The 20,493-nt window shown below is 41.7% G+C and carries 20 protein-coding genes; 14 read left to right on the top strand and 6 right to left on the bottom strand.

Annotated elements, in window-relative coordinates; translation table 11 throughout:
- The first annotated feature begins 174 nt into the window (after positions 1–174).
- Genes CYK47_RS09640 through CYK47_RS09615 form a run of 6 tightly spaced genes read left to right on the top strand, consistent with a single transcriptional unit; the run spans position 175 to position 6,566 of the window.
- A complete protein-coding gene (locus tag CYK47_RS09640) occupies positions 175–1,326 on the top strand; it encodes an acyl-CoA dehydrogenase family protein (protein ID WP_122901208.1) in 1,152 nt (383 codons plus the stop codon).
- A 55-nt stretch (positions 1,327–1,381) separates the two neighbouring features.
- Entirely contained in the window at positions 1,382–2,653 is a 1,272-nt protein-coding gene (locus tag CYK47_RS09635; protein WP_122901206.1) for an MFS transporter, read from the top strand.
- Between the two features lie 11 nt (positions 2,654–2,664).
- The gene (locus CYK47_RS09630; RefSeq protein WP_122901204.1) at positions 2,665–3,324 is read left to right on the top strand and encodes a 3-oxoacid CoA-transferase subunit A; all 660 of its coding nucleotides are present in this window, start codon (positions 2,665–2,667) and stop codon (positions 3,322–3,324) included.
- A gap of 9 nt (positions 3,325–3,333) precedes the next feature.
- The gene (locus CYK47_RS09625; protein ID WP_122901202.1) at positions 3,334–3,981 is read left to right on the top strand and encodes a 3-oxoacid CoA-transferase subunit B; all 648 of its coding nucleotides are present in this window, start codon (positions 3,334–3,336) and stop codon (positions 3,979–3,981) included.
- Between the two features lie 46 nt (positions 3,982–4,027).
- The gene (locus tag CYK47_RS09620) at positions 4,028–5,332 is read left to right on the top strand and encodes a DcaP family trimeric outer membrane transporter (protein WP_122901200.1); all 1,305 of its coding nucleotides are present in this window, start codon (positions 4,028–4,030) and stop codon (positions 5,330–5,332) included.
- Between the two features lie 10 nt (positions 5,333–5,342).
- Positions 5,343–6,566, top strand: a complete 1,224-nt coding sequence (locus CYK47_RS09615; RefSeq protein ID WP_122901198.1) for an MFS transporter — start codon at positions 5,343–5,345, stop codon at positions 6,564–6,566.
- A gap of 440 nt (positions 6,567–7,006) precedes the next feature.
- On the opposite strand, the gene CYK47_RS09605 is transcribed toward CYK47_RS09615, so the two are convergent.
- Entirely contained in the window at positions 7,007–8,065 is a 1,059-nt protein-coding gene (locus tag CYK47_RS09605; protein ID WP_122901194.1) for an alcohol dehydrogenase, read from the bottom strand.
- 39 nt (positions 8,066–8,104) lie between these two features.
- Entirely contained in the window at positions 8,105–9,331 is a 1,227-nt protein-coding gene (locus CYK47_RS09600; protein ID WP_122901192.1) for a CaiB/BaiF CoA transferase family protein, read from the bottom strand.
- A 150-nt stretch (positions 9,332–9,481) separates the two neighbouring features.
- On the opposite strand from CYK47_RS09600, the gene CYK47_RS09595 reads away from it, so the two are divergent.
- From CYK47_RS09595 to CYK47_RS09580, 4 genes are all read left to right on the top strand, one after another.
- Positions 9,482–10,285, top strand: coding sequence for an acyl-CoA thioesterase (locus tag CYK47_RS09595; protein WP_164709176.1), 804 nt, complete (start codon positions 9,482–9,484; stop codon positions 10,283–10,285).
- A 121-nt stretch (positions 10,286–10,406) separates the two neighbouring features.
- Entirely contained in the window at positions 10,407–11,177 is a 771-nt protein-coding gene (locus CYK47_RS09590) for an SDR family oxidoreductase (RefSeq protein ID WP_122901188.1), read from the top strand.
- Between the two features lie 10 nt (positions 11,178–11,187).
- On the top strand, positions 11,188–11,643 hold the full coding sequence (locus CYK47_RS09585; protein WP_122901186.1) for a MaoC family dehydratase: 456 nt from the start codon (positions 11,188–11,190) through the stop codon (positions 11,641–11,643).
- 25 nt (positions 11,644–11,668) lie between these two features.
- Complete coding sequence (locus tag CYK47_RS09580; RefSeq protein WP_122901184.1) at positions 11,669–12,571, top strand: SDR family NAD(P)-dependent oxidoreductase; 903 nt, start codon at positions 11,669–11,671, stop codon at positions 12,569–12,571.
- Between the two features lie 31 nt (positions 12,572–12,602).
- Here the strand turns inward: CYK47_RS09580 and CYK47_RS09575 are convergent, their stop codons facing one another.
- The gene (locus tag CYK47_RS09575; protein ID WP_164709175.1) at positions 12,603–13,319 is read right to left on the bottom strand and encodes a TetR/AcrR family transcriptional regulator; all 717 of its coding nucleotides are present in this window, start codon (positions 13,317–13,319) and stop codon (positions 12,603–12,605) included.
- 220 nt (positions 13,320–13,539) lie between these two features.
- Between CYK47_RS09575 and CYK47_RS09570 the strand changes: the two genes are divergently transcribed.
- The gene (locus tag CYK47_RS09570; RefSeq protein ID WP_122901180.1) at positions 13,540–14,880 is read left to right on the top strand and encodes a spinster family MFS transporter; all 1,341 of its coding nucleotides are present in this window, start codon (positions 13,540–13,542) and stop codon (positions 14,878–14,880) included.
- 59 nt (positions 14,881–14,939) lie between these two features.
- Here CYK47_RS09570 and CYK47_RS09565 read toward each other — a convergent pair whose 3' ends face one another.
- The 3 genes from CYK47_RS09565 to CYK47_RS09555 form a co-directional block, all read right to left on the bottom strand.
- Complete coding sequence (locus CYK47_RS09565) at positions 14,940–15,149, bottom strand: cold-shock protein (protein ID WP_122901178.1); 210 nt, start codon at positions 15,147–15,149, stop codon at positions 14,940–14,942.
- A gap of 252 nt (positions 15,150–15,401) precedes the next feature.
- Positions 15,402–16,784, bottom strand: coding sequence for an MFS transporter (locus CYK47_RS09560; RefSeq protein WP_122901176.1), 1,383 nt, complete (start codon positions 16,782–16,784; stop codon positions 15,402–15,404).
- A gap of 134 nt (positions 16,785–16,918) precedes the next feature.
- Positions 16,919–17,830 (bottom strand): LysR family transcriptional regulator, encoded by a 912-nt coding sequence (locus CYK47_RS09555; protein ID WP_122901174.1) that lies wholly within the window; start codon positions 17,828–17,830, stop codon positions 16,919–16,921.
- 127 nt (positions 17,831–17,957) lie between these two features.
- Between CYK47_RS09555 and CYK47_RS09550 the strand changes: the two genes are divergently transcribed.
- From CYK47_RS09550 to catA, 3 genes are all read left to right on the top strand, one after another.
- Positions 17,958–19,067 carry a muconate/chloromuconate family cycloisomerase gene (locus CYK47_RS09550; protein WP_122901172.1) on the top strand — a complete coding sequence of 370 codons (1,110 nt, stop codon included), beginning with the start codon at positions 17,958–17,960 and terminating at the stop codon, positions 19,065–19,067.
- A gap of 26 nt (positions 19,068–19,093) precedes the next feature.
- A complete protein-coding gene (gene catC / locus CYK47_RS09545) occupies positions 19,094–19,384 on the top strand; it encodes a muconolactone Delta-isomerase (protein ID WP_122901170.1) in 291 nt (96 codons plus the stop codon).
- Positions 19,385–19,545: 161 nt separating this feature from the next.
- Positions 19,546–20,466, top strand: a complete 921-nt coding sequence (catA, locus tag CYK47_RS09540) for a catechol 1,2-dioxygenase (protein WP_122901168.1) — start codon at positions 19,546–19,548, stop codon at positions 20,464–20,466.
- Positions 20,467–20,493 lie beyond the last annotated feature (27 nt).

Below are 20,493 nucleotides of genomic sequence, written 5' to 3'. Positions count from 1 at the left end.
AATTTTTATGTTTAAAAAACTGTAAAAGCAAATTTTTAACCAAAAAAATAATTTTTTTATAGCTTTCTGCTTGTTTAATGCTCATATTTATGATTACTATATTTCGCATAACGAAATTTTAATAAAAATGCAGCAGGATTGCTGCAATGTAACAATAAATAGAGGATCTGAGCCATGATTCGTGATCAAGAAATGTTAGATCAATTACTGAATACCATTCGCAACTTTGTCAAAAAAGAATTGGTACCGATTGAACATCAAGTCGATGAAACCAAAGAAATTCCTGAACATATTATTCAGCAAATGCGCGATTTGGGTTTATTTGGTTTAACCATTCCAGAAGAATATGGTGGTTTAGGCATCACCATGGAAGAAGAAGTCTATGTCGCGATTGAACTTGGACACACATCACCGGCTTTTCGTTCCTTAATTGGTACCAATAACGGTATTGGCTCAAGTGGTATTTTAATTGATGGTACAGAAGCGCAAAAACAAAAGTACCTACCACGTTATGCCAGCGGTGACATCATTGGTTCATTTTGTTTAACAGAGCCTGATTCTGGTTCAGATGCAGCATCACTAAAAACCACAGCCGTCAAAGACGGTGAGTATTACATCTTAAATGGTACTAAACGATTTATTACCAATGCGCCACGCGCCTCGACCTTTACCGTCATGGCACGTACCAATCCTGACATTAAAGGCGCAGGCGGGATTTCAGCCTTTTTGGTCGAAGCAGGTACACCGGGTCTGTCTTTAGGTAAGGTGGATAAAAAAATGGGCCAACATGGCTCTTATACCTGTGATGTCATTTTTGACAATTGCCGTGTCCATCAAGATCAACTGATTGGTGGGGTTGAAGGCGTGGGCTTTAAAACCGCGATGAAGGTTTTAGACAAAGGCCGCCTACATATTGCCGCTTATAGCGTGGGCATTGCCGAACGTATGCTAGAAGATGCGCTGCAATATGCCTTAGAGCGTAAACAATTTGGTCAAGCGATTGCCGACTTCCAGTTGGTGCAAGCGATGTTGGCAGATTCGAAAGCAGAAATTTATGCTGCTAAATGTATGGTCTTTGATGCTGCAAAACGCCGTGATGCAGGTCAAAATATTAGTACAGAAGCTTCATGCGCCAAAATGTTTGCCACTGAAATGTGTGGTCGCGTCGCGGATCGCTGTGTACAAATTCATGGCGGCTCAGGTTATATCAGTGAATATGCCATTGAACGTTTTTACCGTGACGTGCGCTTATTCCGCCTCTATGAAGGCACCACCCAAGTCCAACAAATTATTATTGCTAAAAATATGATGAAAGAAGCCAGCTAAGCTTAAATCTATATAACGCCACAGGATGTGGCGTTTTCTCTTTGAGGATAGAACAATGACAACAGAAGCAATTACAACACCGCAGGCGCTGGCAGAAACGCCGCGTCGTGTTTGGATCACCGCCTTTATTTTTGCCTTTTTTATTTTACTCTGTGATGGTGCCGATATCGGCATTTTGGCCTTTACCCTGACCAGTCTAAAAGCCGAATGGGGCTTAACCAGCGTTCAAGCAGGGGCACTCGGCAGTTGGTCTTTAATTGGTATGGGTGTAGGCGGATTTCTAGGTGGCTGGGCCTGTGACCGTTTTGGCCGTGTCAAAGTGATTGTGATTTCCACCATTTCATTTTCAATTTTATCGGCGTATTCAGGCTTTGCCCAATCCTATGTCGAGTTTGCCATATTGCGTACCTTAGCCTGTTTTGGTTTAGGCTGCTTATATATTGCCTGTAATACCTTAATGTCGGAGTACGTACCAACCAAACACCGTACCACCATTTTAGCTGCGTTAATGACAGGTTATACCCTAGGTTCATTAGCGATTACCATGCTGTCAGGTTGGATTATTCCTGAATATGGCTGGCGTACCCTGTATTTCATCACCATTGCCCCTGTGTTATTGGGTGTGTTGATGTACTTTATGGTACCTGAGCCTGAATCATGGAAACAGGTCAATGCGCTGCGTCGTTCAGGGCAACTGCAAGATTTAACGACTCAAAAAGGCAATCCTTATCTGGCCATTTTAAAAGACAAACAGCATGGTCGTATGATGATCTTATGGTCACTGAGTTCAGGCTTCTTGTTATTTGGTTATTTTGGCGTGAGTAACTGGTTACCGTCATATTTAGAAGCAGAAATGGGCATCAAATTTAAAGACATGGCTGTGTATATGATGGGCACCTATGCCACCATGATCTTTGCCAAAGTAATTGCAGGTTATGTCGCCGATAAAATCGGGCGCCGTGCAGTATTTGCCTTTGGCACTATGGGAACCGCGATTTTCATTCCAGTCGTTGTATATATGCATACGCCTGAAAATATTGGCATCTTAATGATTATCTTTGGATTCTTATATGGTATCCCGTATGCCATTAATGCCACCTATTTAACTGAGAGTTTCCCAACTGCGTTTCGTGGTACAGCGGTCGGCGGTGCCTATAATATTGGCCGTGTCGGGGCGATTTTTGCACCGCTTGCGATTGGCTATTTAGCAATGAATGGTTCTATTGGTACCGGTTTATTATTAATGGGCGCAGCCTACTTCTTCTGTGGTCTTATTCCTGCCTTATTCATTAAAGATCGCTTATACGATCCACAAAAAGCGGAGTAAGGAGCGTCACCATGATTAATAAAATTCGCCCCAATATGCATGATGTATTAAAGCAAATTCCAGATGGCGCACGTATCATGACCAGTGGCTTTGGCATTACCGGGCAAGCGATTGAACTGATTGAAGGTTTATTGGATCTAGGCACGCGTGACCTGACCATTATTAACAATAATGCGGCATCCAGTGACCGTGGTTTAACACGTTTACTTGAGGAAGGACGAGTCAGTAAAATGATCTGTTCTTTTCCTAAAACCAACAATTCCAATGTCTTTGAAGAATTATATCGTCAAGGCAAAATTGAACTCGAACTTGTGCCTCAAGGCAATCTTGCCTGCCGCATTCAAGCGGCAGGTGCAGGCTTAGGTGCGGTTTTTAGCCCCACAGGTTACGGCACTGCTTTAGCAGAAGGTAAAGAAACCAGACAAATTAATGGCAAAAACTATGTGCTTGAATATCCAATTGAAGCAGACTTTGCCTTAATTTCAGCGCATCAGGCCGATCGTTGGGGCAATTTAACCTATCGTAAAACGGCACGTAATTTTGGGCCAATTATGGCCAAAGCCGCCAAGACCACTATCGTACAAGTGAAAGAACTCTTTGAACTCGGGCAACTCGACCCAGAAAGTATTATCACCCCAGGCATCTTTGTACAACACGTCATTAAAGTCTAAGGAGAGACGATGCAAAAACGTACTCGAGAGCAAATTGTGGCACGCATTGCAGCCGACATCCCAGACGGCAGCTACGTCAATTTAGGCATTGGCTTACCCACCAAAGTGGCGCAATTTTTACCTGCAGATAAAGAAATCATTTTACATTCGGAAAATGGGGTACTGGCTTTTGGCCCTTGCTTAAGTCCTGAAGATCAAGACCCTGATCTGATTAACGCGGGTAAAGAATTGGTCAGCTTATTAAACGGGGGCTGCTTTATGCATCATGGGGATTCTTTTGACATTATGCGCGGTGGTCATTTGGATATTTGCGTGTTAGGTGGATTTCAGGTCGCAGTCAATGGTGATCTTGCCAATTGGCATACAGGTGCTGAAGACGCCATCCCTGCCGTAGGCGGTGCCATGGACTTAGCAGTGGGTGCAAAATGCATTTACGTGTGTATGGAACATCTGACCAAACACGGCGAAGCAAAAATCGTAGAACAGTTAACTTACCCTATCACTGGGCAGCAATGCGTGGATCGCATTTATACCGATTTATGCACGATTGATCTTAAAGGGGGTCAAGCCTATGTCATTGAAATAGTCCCTGAATTATCATTTTCAGAGTTACAAAAGCACACTGGATGTGCTTTAATTGATGCGCGTACTGTATAAGTACGCCATCGTACAATAAAAAATATAAACATAAAAAGGATAATTTATGAAAAAATTACTGTTTGCGGGTGCTTGTAGTTTAACCGCGATGTCAACTTTTGCCATGGACAGTACTGAACAACGCATTTTGCTGTTAGAACAGCAACTTAATGCCCTAAAAACTGAATTACAGCAACAAAAACAAGCCCAAACTGAGCTACAGCATAGTCAAGTGGCGGTACAACACGATTTACACACCCAACAACAACAGCTTGAAGCACAGCAAAATAGCACTAAAAAGCTGATTGATTTAGGTGATAACGTTGATGTCTATGGGGTATTACGCTTTGATGGTGCAGTGGATTTTAAAAGCAGTCCAAATGGACGTGGACGTACTATTAACCAAATTAACCGTGCGCCTTTTGATGAGCCGGATTCAACACGCTCAGATTTTACCGCTGCGGCTACCCGTATTGGCATCAATATTAAAGATTTAGCCGGCAATCCAAATGTTAAAGCTAAAATAGAAGCAGACTTTTGGAGCAATGGCGGTCGTGGTGATGGTAATTTCCGTATCCGTCATGCATATTTGAATGCCTATAATTGGACCTTTGGTCAAACCACGTCATTAATGTCTAATATTGAGGTGGCAACCGATGCCGTTGATTATAGTTTACTATTGGGCAATGCCGTGGTGCGTCACCCTCAAGTCCAATATGGCTGGAAACTTAATCCAGAAAATAGTGTCAATGTGGCCTTAGAATATATGGGCGGTGGTGATCGTTCATCTGCCTTACCTGCATTAACGGCCAAATACAGCTATAAAAATGGTCCAGCACATATTATTGCTAATGGTTTTGTCAATGAAAAACAAGCCCAAGGTGCCACTGAGGATATCGAAGACATTGGTTGGGGGGTGGGTTTAGGCGGACGCTATCGTTTTGATTCACAAAACTCCATTCAGGCCCAGTATTATCATATGGTCGGTGATCAACGCATTGTTTCTTTTTTAACCCAAGGAGCGACCTCAGATGGTGAGGCATGGGGCGGTGATTTTTCAGTCGATCCGCTTAAAAAAGAGTTGCTGCTGAATCGATTTGATAGCTTGACACTAGGCTATTCACATATCTTTAGTCCACAATGGCGTGCCAATATTGCGGCCAGCGTGGTGAACTTTGATGATGATTCAGATTTTGCCAAAGCTAATCCTGAAAGCAACAAACGCCTCAGTGATTACGTCATTAATGGGATTTATAGCCCCTGGAAAAACGTCGATTTAGGCGCGGAATATCATCATGGAAAACGTGAAACTTTTGATGGGCGTGAAGCCGATGTATCACGCATCAACATGACGGCTAAATATAGTTTCTAGGCAGCAGAGTATGTCTGAAGTCACTCCATCCAAACAAGTGGTTTTAATGATGGCCATCACCTGCGCGTTATGCGCAGGTTGCAACTACTTTAATCAACCCTTAATTTATTCTATTGCCCAAGATTTAAATATTTTGCCCGAGCAAGCAGGTTTTACGGTGGTGTTAAGTCAAATTGGCTACACTTTAGGCCTGTGTTTATTTGTACCTTTAGGCGATTTATTTGAAAAGCGTGCCTATATTTGCGGGCTGATGGTATTGACTGCCCTCTCTTTAATGGGTTTGGCTGCCAGCCAACAGATCACTACCTTATATACATTCACCCTATTGGCCGCTTTTTGTTCAATTAGCACACAAATTCTGATTCCCTTTGCAGCCAGCTTATTTAATCGACAAAAAAGTGCCGAAGTCTTGGGTTGGCTAATGAGTGGGGTACTGATTGGGATTTTATTTGCTCGTACTTTATCAGGTTTAATTTCGACGCTGTGGTCATGGCATATGGTGTATTGGCTGAGTGGTTGTTGTATCTTATTGTTTAGTATACTAATGTGGTTTCAATTACCACAAAGTAAAAGCAATTTACCACTTCAACCTCTACAGATTTACCAATCTTTATGGCATTGGGTCAAAACCGAACCACGTTTACTGCGCCGTAGCCTGATTGGTGCTTTGTCTTTTGGTATGCTGAGTATTTTATTTACCACCATGAGCTTTATTTTAGCCGAAGCACCTTATTATTTTAATGACTTTGAAATCGGTTTAATGGGTATTATTGGCGTGGTAGGCATTTGGGCATCCCAATGGACAGGTAAAATGATTGCTCGCGCTCAGGAATCTTTTTTGGCTAATTGGGCAACACGCAGCTTATTTATTGCTTGGCTGCCCTTAGCGGCGGCACAGCAAAGTTTAAGTTTATATATCATCGGCCTTATTTTTGCCTATTTTGGTATTTCAGCACTCCATGTTTTAAATCAAAATTTGGTCTATCGAATTTCTGTCTCGGCACGGTCACGGATTAATGCCATTTATATGACCTGTTATTTTTCTGGGGCGGCCTTAATGTCCTTTTTGAGTCTTAAACTCTGGCAAAATTATGGTTGGTGGGCCTGTGTACTATTGGGAGGTGTTCTAGGTATTTTCATTTTGTTATTAAATGCCTATGACTTAGGACGTAAAAATAATTTAATTCAGCTCAGTTTAAATGAAATTCAATCTGATCATTGCCCTAAGAATTAAATATTTATGCTGTATCAATCAGTATTTTGTAAGCAAACTTAGATGAATGTGCAATTTATTTTAAGTATTATGAATGGCATTTCCATCACTTATTATCATACCTAATGCGCACTTTCGCCTAATGGGCGACCTCAAACTCCATTACAATAATACTGTACTTCTATTCAAGAGGTCGGTAATGAAAACGTTGATTTTTGCGTTTTGCTTGCTGTTGTGTGGCAATCTGCAAAGCGCATGGATGACAGATTCTTATGGTCGATACCACTCTAATTTTTGCCGCGCTGGTATGTATTGGCAAATTGTCCCTTGGAATCTAGCAGGAACGGATTGTTATATGCCTGGACATGGATTATGGGGAAAACGTGTCCTCGAATAACATGATTATCTTACTTATAAAAAGCCAATCTTTATCAAGATTGGCTTGATTTTAAGCGATTCTGTTAACTGGCATGTAACAACACCACACGACCTGTTACTTTACCTTGTTGTAAATCATCAAAGGCCTGATTAACCTCTGTGATTGGTCGAGTTTGGATTGGTATCATTTTTAAATCACGCTCACGGACCAAATCCAATAGGGCACGTAATTCCTGTACAGTACCCACATAGCTGCCTTGGATGGTGATTGGACGCATCGCAATGCTCGGAATCGGCAATTGAATCTCACCGCCCATTAGGCCACACACGACAATATGCGCACCGCGGGCAGCAGTTTTTAAGGCAAACTCTAAGCTACTGCGACTGCCGACTAAATCTAAAATAAATGCTGCACCGCCATCAGTCAGCGCGTTTAATTGCTGGCTTGCATCGGCAACTTGACTATTGACTGTGGCAATTGCGCCCAATTGCTGCGCGGTTTGCAATTTAGCATCATCAATATCCACTAAAATTGCGCCATGCGCATCTTGCGCCTTTAATAAGGTCAATGCCATTAAGCCTAATCCGCCTGCACCAATAATTACTACAGGTTGCTGATGAATCTGTGCACCAAATTTATTTAAGGCGCTAAACGTGGTTAAACCCGCACAAGCTAGAGGCGCTGCCTGTGCTGGATCAAGACCTTGTAAATCTACCAAATAACGCGGATGCGGCACGAGAATATACTCGGCAAAGCCACCTGGTTTGACAATGCCCAATTGCTGCGGTTTTAAACATAAATTTTCTTGTTCATTTTTACAATAACGGCAAGCACCGCAACCAATCCATGGGTGTAATAAGGCTTGTGTACCTACAGCTAAATCTGCAACCTGATCGCCATAAGCCACTACCTCGCCACTAATTTCATGGCTTAAAGTTAAGGGTGGTTTCACCCCACGCTCTGCCAAAGACAGTTTTTTACCTTGTCCTAAATCGTAATAACCATCCCACAAATGCAGGTCAGTATGACATAAGCCAGCAGCATGGACTTTAATCAGCACCTCTGTACCCTGAGGCTCAGGTATGGGTAAATTGATTTGTTGTAATGGCGCACCATGTTCTTGTACACAATAACAGCGCATATGACTCATCCTTGTTTTTATTGACGTTATTTTTAGAGATTAGGCACTTTGTTGAATAATGCCGCGTGCTTTTAAGCTGTTTAATTCAGCTTCAGTTAAAAATTCAGCTAAGATTTGGTCAGTGTCTTCACCTAAACACGGTGGTGCTTTTTTATATTCGACTGGTGTTTTTGACAGTTTGATCGGTGAACCAATCGATTGATAATCATCGCGTAAACGATGTGGCATTTTAATAAGCATCTCACGCGCTTGCACTTGTTCTTCCTCTAATGCCTGCGCTAAGTTATTAATCATACCCACGGGTACACCCACCGCATCAATTAGCTCAACCCAATATTGGGCTTCATGTTGCATAAAATGCCGCTGTAAAAGCTGGGTTAAAATATCACGGTGTTCGACGCGACCTGAATTACGCTGAAAACGTGGGTCTTGGGACAAGTCAGCTAAACCAATACTTTGGCACAGCGCATCAAATTGTCCGTCATTACCACAAGCAATAATAAATTCACCTTGACGCGCTTTAAATACTTGATAAGGCACAATATTAGCATGTGCATTACCAAAGCGTCCCGGCACTTTACCAGAGGTTAAATAATTCATCGCCAACACCGAAAGCGAGGCAACTTGGGTATCTAATAGCGCCATATCAATATGTTGCCCTTCACCAGTTTGATGCCGTGACAACAGCGCCGCTTGAATGGCAATCGCTGCATATAGACCTGTGGTTAAATCCGCAAAGGCTAGACCCGCTTTTTGCGGCCCGCCACCGGGTAAATCATCACGCTCCCCTGTTACGCTCATCATGCCACCCATGCCTTGAATAATAAAATCGTAGCCGGGTTGCTGAGCGCGGGGGCCATTTTGCCCAAATCCTGTAATCGAACAATAGACTAATCTGGGATTTACTTGGGCAAGACTGGCATAATCCAAGCCATATTTTTTTAAAGAACCTGCTTTATAGTTTTCAATCACCACATCAGCACTAGCCACCATTTTCAAAATTAGGGCTTGACCTTCGGGACTGGCCAAATCAATCGCCACTGAATGTTTATTACGATTGGCCGATAAATAATAAGCCGATTCACCTGTAGGCTTGCCTTGATTATCTTTGAGCCATGGTGGACCCCAAATTCGGGTGTCATCGCCTGCCTGTGGTCGTTCTACTTTAATCACTTCAGCACCTAAATCTGCCAAAATTTGACTACACCAAGGTCCAGCTAAAATACGGCTTAAATCTAATACACGAAATCCAGTTAATGCGCCCATATGCTGCAATACTTCCTTTATTGTGGCTTTTTTTGTTTTTTATTTCACAGAGTGAAACTAAATTTTATAACATAATTTTGGATTATGCTGAAAAAATATGCAAGGATGAAGATAAAATTGGCTTTTTTTTCTATCATTATGAATCAAATTATGACAACAGCCACTCAACAATTACTTGATCTGTTATCTTTAACACCCGTCAAAGCGCAGCGCTTTATGGGACAAAGCGTGCGTTTTTTTGGCAAGCGTGTCTTTGGCGGGCAAATTTTGGCACAAGCCATCATGGCAGCAGCGCAAAGCTGCGATCGTCCAGTCAATTCCTTACATGCCTATTTTATTCGCCCTGGAGACAGCGATTTTCCGATTGAATATGAGGTTACATGTTTAAGAGATGGACAGAAATTTTCTTTAAGACAAATACATGCCTATCAACATGGACAGCTAATTTTTACTGCGCTCATTTCTATGAGCATTGAATATGCCGAATTTGATTATCAAGCCACTGTGCCACCCTATCCAGCGCAGCCGCCGCAGCTTCGACATCAGTATGCTACAGCTTTTCATTTGCATATTGAACCGCAAGCTGCTCAACAAACAACTGATGCTGTTAAAGACGAATACGTGGAATATGCCAAGACCTACCAACCTTTAGCACTTGAATATGATCACCAAATTTATCATCAAGCCATTTTGGCCTATTATTCAGACTACAGCTTACTCAATATTGCACTGCGTCAATTAGATTTAGACGAAAGTGACAGCAATTTAATGAGTGCCAGCTTAGATCATAGTTTATATTTCCATCGTGATTTTCGTGTAGATGAATGGCTGTGCTATCAATTGCATTGTCCTAGTGCACAACATGGTCGTGGCTTAAATCAGGGCACTATTTGGCAAAACAATCAATTGGTGTGTAGTGCGATACAAGAAAGTCTTATTCGTTTGCATAAATAAAATTTAAATAAATACAAACAATTAACCTAAATATAAAAAATAATTCTAGTATTTAGGCAGTGATTAAGTTATAAAACCTAAAAAAACAAATACGTATTTATAGAAAAAACAGGGATGCTGTATGCACAATTTATTTAATGTCCAAGGAAAAGTGGCGCTAGTCACAGGTGGTAGTCGTGGAATTGGTTATATGATTGCCCAAGGCTTATTACAACAAGGTGCTAAAGTTTATATTGTGTCGCGTAAAGTCGCACAATGCCAACAAGCCGCCGAGGAGCTCAAACAGTTTGGTGAAGTTTATGCCTTATCTGCGGATTTATCGGATGTTAGCCAAATTGAATCATTTGTTCAAGAATTTCAAAAATATGAAAAGCATCTAGATATTTTGATTCATAATGCTGGCGCAACATGGGGTGCACCTTTGGGCGAATATCCTGAACAAGGTTGGGATAAAGTCATGGACACCAATCTTAAGTCGGTGTTCTTTTTAACCCAAGCTTTATTGCCTTTATTAAGTCAAGCAGCCACTGCACAACAACCCGCTAAAATCATTAATATTGGCTCTATGGATGGTTTAACCGTACCGCGTTTTGACAGCTATGCATATTCGAGTAGTAAAGCTGCCTTACATCACCTGACGCGGCATTTAGCGGGGCATTTAGCAGGACAACATATTCAAGTGAATGCCATTGCACCCGGCCCATTTGCCACCCAAATGATTCAATTTGTTTTAGAACACAATAAAAATGAACTCGAACAACGCATTCCCTTAAAACGCATTGGTCAAGCTGAAGATTTAATTGGCACCAGCTTATTTTTAGCTTCCAAAGCCTCAGATTATATTACTGGCGCGGTGATTCCTTTAGATGGCGGATACTCAAGCACGCGTTAAGGAGCTGATCATGAATCAAATGCTGAATTTAGAAGACTATCAACACTTGGTCGGGCAAACTTTACATTCACCTTGGCTAGTATTAGATCAAGCACGAATTAATGCCTTTGCCGATGCCACCTTAGATCATCAATTTATTCATACTGACCCACAAAAAGCGGCTCAAACGCCCTTTCAAGGCACTATTGCACACGGTTTATTAACCTTATCGCTGTTACCATATTTTAGTCAGCAAACCCTGCCTAAACTCAAGGGTTTAAAAATGGGCATTAATTATGGCTATAACAAGATTCGCTTTTTATCCCCAGTGGCCTCTGGCAGTTCGCTGCGGGCAAAGATTCTAATTCAAAGCTTTAGCCCGTTAAATGAATCACAATATCAATTGGTGACTCAAGTTACCATTGAAATTCAAGGTCAAGAAAAACCTGCCTTAGTGGCAGAATGGATTAATTTATTTATAGCTTAAATAATATTTTACAAGGATAGTGATGATGCAAAATCAATTTCAAGATCAAGTGGCTATTGTCACGGGTGCTGCCAATGGTTTAGGTAAATCTTATGCTTTAGCCTTGGCCAAACTGGGTGTTCATGTGGTAGTCAATGATGTTGGTGGGGCGCGTGATGGCTCTGGTCAAGACCAAAGCGCAGCGGCCAAAGTGGTTGAGGAAATTCAAGCCCAAGGTGGCCGTGCCTTACTCAGCTATGCGGATATTACCGATTATACGGCAGTAACGCAGATGGTTGATGACGTGATGCAACGCTTTGGACGTATTGATATTTTAATTAATAATGCAGGAATTTTACGCGATTCCACTTTTTCTAAAGCCAATTTAGATGATTTTTGGCATGTGGTCGATGTACATTTAAAAGGCAGTGTTCATTGTACCAAAGCGGTTTGGGATGTGATGAAGGCACAAAATTATGGTCGTATTGTTCTCACCTCGTCAGCTTCAGGTTTATATGGCAACTTTGGTCAAACTAACTATGCGGTAGCAAAATCTGCTTTACTAGGTTTAATGAATGTCTTAGATGCCGAAGGCAAAAAATATAATATTAAAGTCAACTTGTTAGCTCCAACTGCACATACTCGTATGACGGATGAATTATTGCCCGAAGCCGCTAAACCCTTACTTAGCCCAGAGGCTATTACTCCTGCAACTTTATTTTTGGCAGGTCCCGACGCACCATCTAAAACTATTTTAGCCGTGGGTGCGGGTGTGTATGCCAGAAGTTATATTTTTGAAACTGAAGGGGTCTTTATTCCTAAAGAACAGCGTACCCCTGAAATCATTGCCCAACATTTTGAACAAATTTCTGCATCTGAAAAACGTCATTATTTAAACAGTGCTTCAGAACAAACTGTACGCTTTGTTGAAAAAGCCATGCAGCACTAAAATGTTCCGCAAAAGAGGTGGCTGAAGCAACTTAAGCCGCCTTTTGGGCTTGGCTCAGCGCTTGATGTGCCCAAACATTCAGCCCAAGACCTGCAAAAATCACATAGCAAATATAATGATGTACTTGTGTACTACTTTGTTCAAAACCACTCATAATCCATTGGCGGCAATAGGCAATGGCACCTTCAATCAGCATTTTAAAAATATCTGTTGGTAAAGGATAGGGTTTAAAATGTGCAGGTAAGGCATTAAACCAATATTCAAGCCCCGCCATATAATGGCTTTTAATCACATTTAATTCGGCTAAGATTTTATTGGTGGTATAAGGTGCAAGGGCAAAAAATGCATTGGCATAAACTGCATTTTGCGGAATATGCTGTACATAGGCCAAAATGGCATCTTCTAAGCGGGCTTTATGGTCTGTGCCATTGGCATAAGCATGATGTAAAACTTTAATATGCGCCGAGCTAATACGTTCAAAACATTGTAAATAACAATCTTCTTTATCTTTAAACAACTTATAAAAAGTGGTTTTAGACACCCCTGCACGGTCAATAATATCTTGTACAGAAGTGGCCGCATAACCTTTTTGATCTAAATGATACGCTGTGGCTTCAATTAAACGCCCACGCTGTGACAACATCACCACTTCAGGCGGCAAGCTGTTACTGCCACGCGGTAAAACACGGCGAATAGCGGGATCAGGCGTTTGCATAGGCGATTTAATGAGAGGATCTGATTTTGGCATCTGTAGCTCGTTGTTATAAGCAAGTGTCATACAGCAGTGTAGCCAATTTGGTGTGCAATTGCATCGCTTTTCCGACTGAACTGCACTTTTTTGCTTCCCGACCAATGACAGCTTAAAAGCACCAACCTAGACTTGTTTGTATAAATACAACTATGTTTATATAGATCATGTCAGACTGTTTTATCAATATACAACAACAAGAACAATAGGAAGTTAAATAATGTCTAAGGAAAGTTATATCGATGCGACAAGCGCTAAAGCCGCACCCGCCACAACAACTAAACAGCGTACATGGAAGATTTTATTTTTTCTGTTTTTGGCCAATATGCTGAACTTTTTTGACCGCACTATTCCCTCAATTATTATTGAGCCCTTACGGTTTGAGTTTAAACTCAGTGACTTACAATTAGGTTTAGTCACTGCCGCATTTACTTTAGTTTATGCGGTAGCCGGTTTACCTTTTGGACGCCTGGCAGATAAGGGTTCACGTAAAAATATTATTGGTTGGGGCTTACTGATTTGGAGTGGCTTTACTGCCATGAATGCAGCCGCTTGGAACTATGTGTCGTTTTTTCTGGTACGCATTGGAGTGGGGATTGGTGAAGCCAGTTATGCTCCTGCTGCCAACTCACTCATTGCCGACTTATTTCCACCTGAACGCCGTGCCCGTGCTGTGGGAATTTTTATGCTCGGTTTACCCATTGGTTTATTACTGGCATTTTTTACCGTGGGCTCCATTGCCGAATACTTCAATAGTTGGCGCGCACCATTTTTACTGGCGGCAGTGCCTGGTATTTTATTGGCGATCTTTTTCTTTCGTATGAAAGAGCCTCAACGTCAACAGTTAAAAACTGCCACTGCTGCACCAGCACAAACCGTACATCAGCCCGTGCGCCAACTGCTTAAAATTAAAACTCTACGTTGGTTAATTTTATCGGGTGTTAGCATGAATTTTGCCGCTTATGCGGGTAATGCCTTTTTTGTACCGCTGTTCCAACGCTATTTTGGTTTAAGCCTGACCCATGCCGCCGTGATTACAGGTTGCGTAGTCGGTGTCACTGGCTTAATTGGCTTAGTATTGGGTGGTATGGTCGCCGATCGTGCTCATCAACGTCTGGCTGGCGGTCGTTTACTATTCGGAGCAATTAGCTTATTTATTTCCTCAATCTTTATTGCAATTGCTTTATATCTAGGAAATCAGTCCTTAACTGCTGTAGTGATTCTACTTAGTATTGGTTGGTTAGCCTCTTATAATTATTACACTACGGTGTATCCTGCCATTCAGGATGTCGTACAACCAAATTTACGCGCGACTGCGGTAGCTGTGTATTTTGCCTGCATGTATATTTTAGGTGGTGCTTTTGGACCCGTAGTCGTAGGGGCTTTATCTGATCATTTTTCGAATGCGGCAATGCTCGCTTCAGGTTCTGCGGTCATGTTAGAACAGTTTAAAGCGATTGGCTTACATCATGCCTTATACGTCATTCCTGTGGCACTATTGATTACATCGATTTTCTTATACTTTGCAGCACGTCAGTTTAAACAAGATTGCCCAGAGTAAGACACAAAAAACCCATGCAAGGCATGGGTTTTTTTCACTTTATTTTCTAAAAAGAAAAATTAAAGTGGGCTAATCGCGTTAGCTTGAGAGCCTTTAGGACCAGCAACGATTTCGAATTGAACGCGTTGGCCTTCTTGCAATACTTTGAAGCCTTTAACTTGGATTTGGCTGTAGTGTGCAAACACGTCTTCGCCAGAATCTGCTGCAATAAAACCAAAACCTTTAGTTTCGTTAAACCATTTAACTGTGCCAGTTACTACGTTTGACATAGATTTTTCCTATACTTTAAAAACTTTATATGGCTTGTGCCATAGTGCCTAAGACAATAAACTTTGCAACGAAAAAATCTGATAAAACGAAGGGAACAACGAGATGAAAAGATTTGCGATAACAACAGTATTATTATTTTAGTGGCTCCAATTATACACAGCTAAATCAAATACGCAAGTATTTTGATTAAAATATATCAAAACGGTGCATGATGCGCTATGTTCATCAATAGCGCATCTAGCTGCTACCACTTATCTGCTTGATGGACGATCTAAATTTAATCGATTTTGCTCTGGCTCTGTAGTCGTTTGAGAAGATGGCTGTCCATCCACTGAAACCTTAAGATTGACTAAGTAAATCGCAAGCGCAGCAATTACGCCAGGAATAGCAATCAATAAAAAGTTCATTTGATGGGCTAACTCAAAAGTCAACAATGCTCCTGTGAGTACAGGACCGACAATAGCACCAATACGCCCAATCCCAGATGCCCAGCCCATGCCTGTGGAACGCACGTTGGCAGGATAAAACTGTGCGACGAAAGTATAAAGTAGGATTTGCGAACCAATTGTTGCTGCACCTGCAATGGCAATTAAACTATACAGCACCAGTTGTGGACTATTAAATCCGAGTAAAATTAAGGCCACTGCCCCCACAACGAATAAACTAGTGAGTACTTTTTTAATATGGAAACGGTCAGCTAACATGCCACCGCCAATCGCACCCAGCATACCGCCAATATTTAAGGCAAATAAGAACAGCATACTGGCACCCAATGAGTAACCCGCTTGAATCATCAATTTTGGTAACCAACTGCCAAGCGCATACACCATCAATAAGCACATAAAAAATGCCAGCCAAAACATAAAGGTACTCAAGCTACGCCCTTGCTGGAATAACGCTTTTAAAGGTGCTTGATCTGCAACATTGATTTCAGGCAAAACAAACTGAGTTTGCGCAGTTACACGCTGTTCAGGTGCGATTTTATGCACAATTTTAGCAACCTCATCATTTTGCTGTTTTTGAGTTAAAAACATTAATGATTCAGGTAAATATTTCCATAATACAGGCAAAAATAAACATGGGATGCCTGCAATGTAAAACATGATTTTCCAGCCATAGTCACCGACCAACCATGCTCCAAGTAATGCTGAACTCATACCACCAATGGCATAACCACTAAACATGAGTGCCACCAAAGTACTACGAATACGTTTAGGTGCATATTCAGTCATAAGCGCAACTACATTGGGCATCACGCCTCCAATACCCAGTCCAGCTAGAAAGCGCAACACTGCAAATTGGGTCGGATTTTCGGCAAAAGCACCTAAAAAGGTGAAACCACTGAAAATAGCCACACAAATTAAAATGGTTTTTTTACGACCTAAACGATCTGCCAAAGTGCCAAAGCCCATAGCACCAAACATCATACCAAACAAAGCACTACTGGCCAGTAAGCCTGCTTGAACGGTCGTTAAGCCCCACTCTTGCATCAATAGAGGCAGCGCAACACCATAAATGACCAGATCATAGCCATCAAAAATGATAATGCTTAAACACCATAGCAGCACGCTCCAATGGAATGGGCGGAATTTTGCTTCATCCACCACACGCTGAATTTGAATCTGCTCAGCCATACTTCACCTCCTTACTGTGAAGAACAATCTGCTGTGCACAATGCGCGATTCAAACTACTTTGTCCAAAACCGTTTAAGCATAGACTTATACTTTAAAAGTGCCATTTTTTGAAGATATATAGATATTCAATACTTTAAAATACAGATCTATCATATTCGATTGCTTCTAAATCATAGACTTGATAGATACAGTCAAACAAAGCACGTAAGTCATCGGCGGCATCTAAATTACGAATTGCCATAAAGACAGGACTAACCGCGTCATGATCAATGATCGGAATATAATGTACATGCGCCAACTGGATAGATTTGGCACTTTCTGGTACCACACATACGCCTTCGGCTGCCGCCACTAAGCCTAATGCCAATTGAATCTCACGCACCAATTTGATGCTTTTGGGCGTCAAGCTATGTTCTGCAAAGATCCCCTGCACTTGGGTGGCAAAGTTAGCCCCAGCAATATTGGGATATAAAAACAAATTTTCTTGTTCAATTTCAGCCAAACTAATGTTAGCTTGTTGAGCTAAAGGATGACTCTGATGCACCGCGACCACTAAGGGCTCTTCACGTAATAAAATCCGCTTTATATGCGGATCAGAAATACGTAAGCGCCCAAACCCAACATCAATTTGACCTTTTTTAAGTGCTTGAATCTGCTCAAAAGTCGACATTTCAATCAGTTCAACTTTTAAATTTGGCTGTTGCTGACGAAATACATAAATAATTTTTGACAATAATCCATACAACAATGACGCCACAAAGCCAATTTTGATACTACGTTCAACGATACCTATTCGCGTGGTCATCGATTTGACTTCTTCAGCATTAGACAAAAGTTTAACTGCATGTTGGTAAAAGAATTGCCCTGCTTCGGTTAACTGTAATGGACGTGTACCGCGTTCAAATAATTGCACCCCAATTTCTGCTTCAAGCTGTTGTATTTGGCGGCTTAGCGGGGGTTGAGCAATGAATAAACGTTCTGCTGCTTTGGTAAAACTCTTGGTTTCCGCCACGGCGACAAAATAACGTAGATGTCGCAGTTCCATGGGCTCACTCCTTAACTTAATATCTTAAAGGTATAAAAAAATGCTAATTTGATCTTCGACATCAAAAATTTATTCTTTTAAGGTATATGCAAGAACAGCGAAACGCAAGTACAGCCCGGAAGAGATTATGTACACAGCAATAGAAACAATTTTGGTGGAAATTCCAACCATCCGCCCACACAAAATGGCGGTTGCAACGATGCAAACCCAAACCTTGGTGTTGGTAAAAATCAGTACGGCTGATGGCTTTGTGGGCTGGGGTGAAGCAACCACTATTGGTGGTTTAGGTTATGGCGATGAAAGCCCTGAAAGTGTCAAAACTAATATTGAAACCTATTTTGCCCCACTGTTAAAAACATTATCTGGTTTAAATATTGCACAAACATTACAAGTCTTAAAAAAGAATATTAATGGTAACCGTTTTGCCAAATGTGCAATTCAAACTGCGTTACTCGATATTCAAGCACAGCGTCTAGGTGTACCTGTCTCTGAATTATTAGGTGGTCGCTTACGTGACAGCGTGCCAGTACTGTGGGTGCTTGCATCTGGCGATACAGAAAAAGATATTGCTGAAGCAAAACGCATGGTAGCAGCCAAACGCCATAATATCTTTAAACTTAAAATTGGTTCAAGCCCAGTTGAAGCTGATGTCGAACATGTGCTTGCAATTAAACAAGCCTTGGGTAAAGACGTGTCAATCCGTGTCGATGTCAACCGTGCTTGGACTGAATTAGAAGCGATTAAAGGCATTCAATTACTCCAAGATGGCGGTGTTGATTTAATTGAGCAACCATGTGCGATTGATAATATTGATGCGATGCAACGTTTAACTCAGCGCTTTGATATTGCCATCATGGCAGACGAGTCACTCATGGGCCCAAGTACTGCATATCGCTTAGCCAAACGTCATGCAGCATCTGTATTTGCAGTTAAAGTTGCGCAATCAGGTGGTTTAATTGAAGGCTGCGAAGTGGGCACCATCGCTCGTCTAGCTGGCATTGACCTCTATGGTGGCACAATGCTCGAAGGTCCTGTTGGAACCATTGCCTCAGCACATGTGTTCTCTACTTTTGAAAACTTAGCCTATGGAACTGAACTTTTTGGCCCATTGCTACTGACCGAAGACATTTTAACAACGCCACTGCAATACCAAGATTTCGAATTACATTTGCCACAAACGGCAGGTTTAGGTCTAGAACTGGATCTGAACAAGATTGACAACTTACGTCGTCAGTAACCCCAGAATTTAAGAAGGAGTGAAACATGCTGTTTCAAGTACGCATGGATGTCAATATCCCACGTGATATGCCGGTTGAACAAGCCAATGAAATTAAAGCTGTAGAAAAAGCCTATTCGCAAGAATTACAGCAGCAAGGAAAGTGGCGTCACATTTGGCGTATCACTGGTCAATATTCCAACATCAGTATTTTTGATGTCGAAAGTAACGAAGAGCTACATACGATTTTACAAGGTTTACCATTGTATCCGTATATGCAAATTGAAGTGATGGCTTTAAATCGTCATCCCTCTTCAATTCGTGAAGACGATCGTTAATTTAAGCCACTTTAATTAATTTAAATTTTCAGTAGAGATGCAGGTTTTTCCTGCATCTTGACCCCCTTATTGTCCTAAAAAGGAAAACGGCCAGCCATCTCGCCAGCTTAATTTAAATTGCGATGAATGTGCTTGCCATACAGGTTTACAGGAGTAAATGTATGAATCGCCAAGAAATTGATGCTTTAGTTAAACAAATGAACGTAGACACGGCAACAGGTCCAGTGGATGCGCGTGTACAACAAATTGTGGTGCGTTTACTTGGAGATTTGTTCCAAGCCATTGAAGATTTAGACATCAGCCAAACAGAACTTTGGAAAGGTCTTGAATATTTTACTGATGCAGGTCAAGCCAATGAACTTGGACTTTTAGCTGCTGGTTTAGGTCTAGAGCATTATCTTGATTTACGTGCTGACGAAGCTGATGCGAAAGCAGGCATCACAGGTGGTACGCCACGTACCATTGAAGGTCCATTATATGTTGCAGGCGCACCTGAATCTGTTGGCTTTGCGCGTATGGATGATGGTTCTGAAGAGGGTAAAATCCCAACTTTAATTATCGAAGGTATCGTTAAAGATACGCAAGGTAACATCATTGAAGGTGCTAAAGTTGAAGTTTGGCATGCAAACAGCTTAGGTAACTACTCGTTCTTTGATAAGTCACAATCTGACTTCAACTTACGTCGTTCAATCTTAACTGATGCACAAGGTCAATACACTGCATTAACAACTATGCCTGTAGGTTATGGTTGCCCTCCACAAGGTACGACTCAATTTGTCTTAGACAAACTTGGTCGTCACGGTAACCGCCCTTCACACGTTCACTACTTCGTAACTGCACCTGGTTACCGTAAGCTAACCACTCAGTTTAACATCGAAGGCGATCAATACCTTTGGGATGACTTTGCATTCGCAACACGTGATGGCTTAGTAGCAACTGCCGTAGACGTAACTGATGAAGCTGAAATCGCTCGGCGTGGCCTTAAAGGTGCGTTCAAACACATTCAATTTGACATTGAATTAGTAAAAGACGTTGAAGGTGCACCTTCAACTGAAGTTGAACGCCGCCGCGCATCAGCATAATTATTCAGTCGGAATCGGGATAATATG

The organism is Acinetobacter sp. B51(2017), assembly GCF_003711395.1.
Classification (GTDB): Bacteria; Pseudomonadota; Gammaproteobacteria; order Pseudomonadales; family Moraxellaceae; genus Acinetobacter.
The sequence above is the reverse complement of the archived record's forward strand: the minus strand, read 5'-3'. Positions and strand labels throughout refer to the sequence as shown.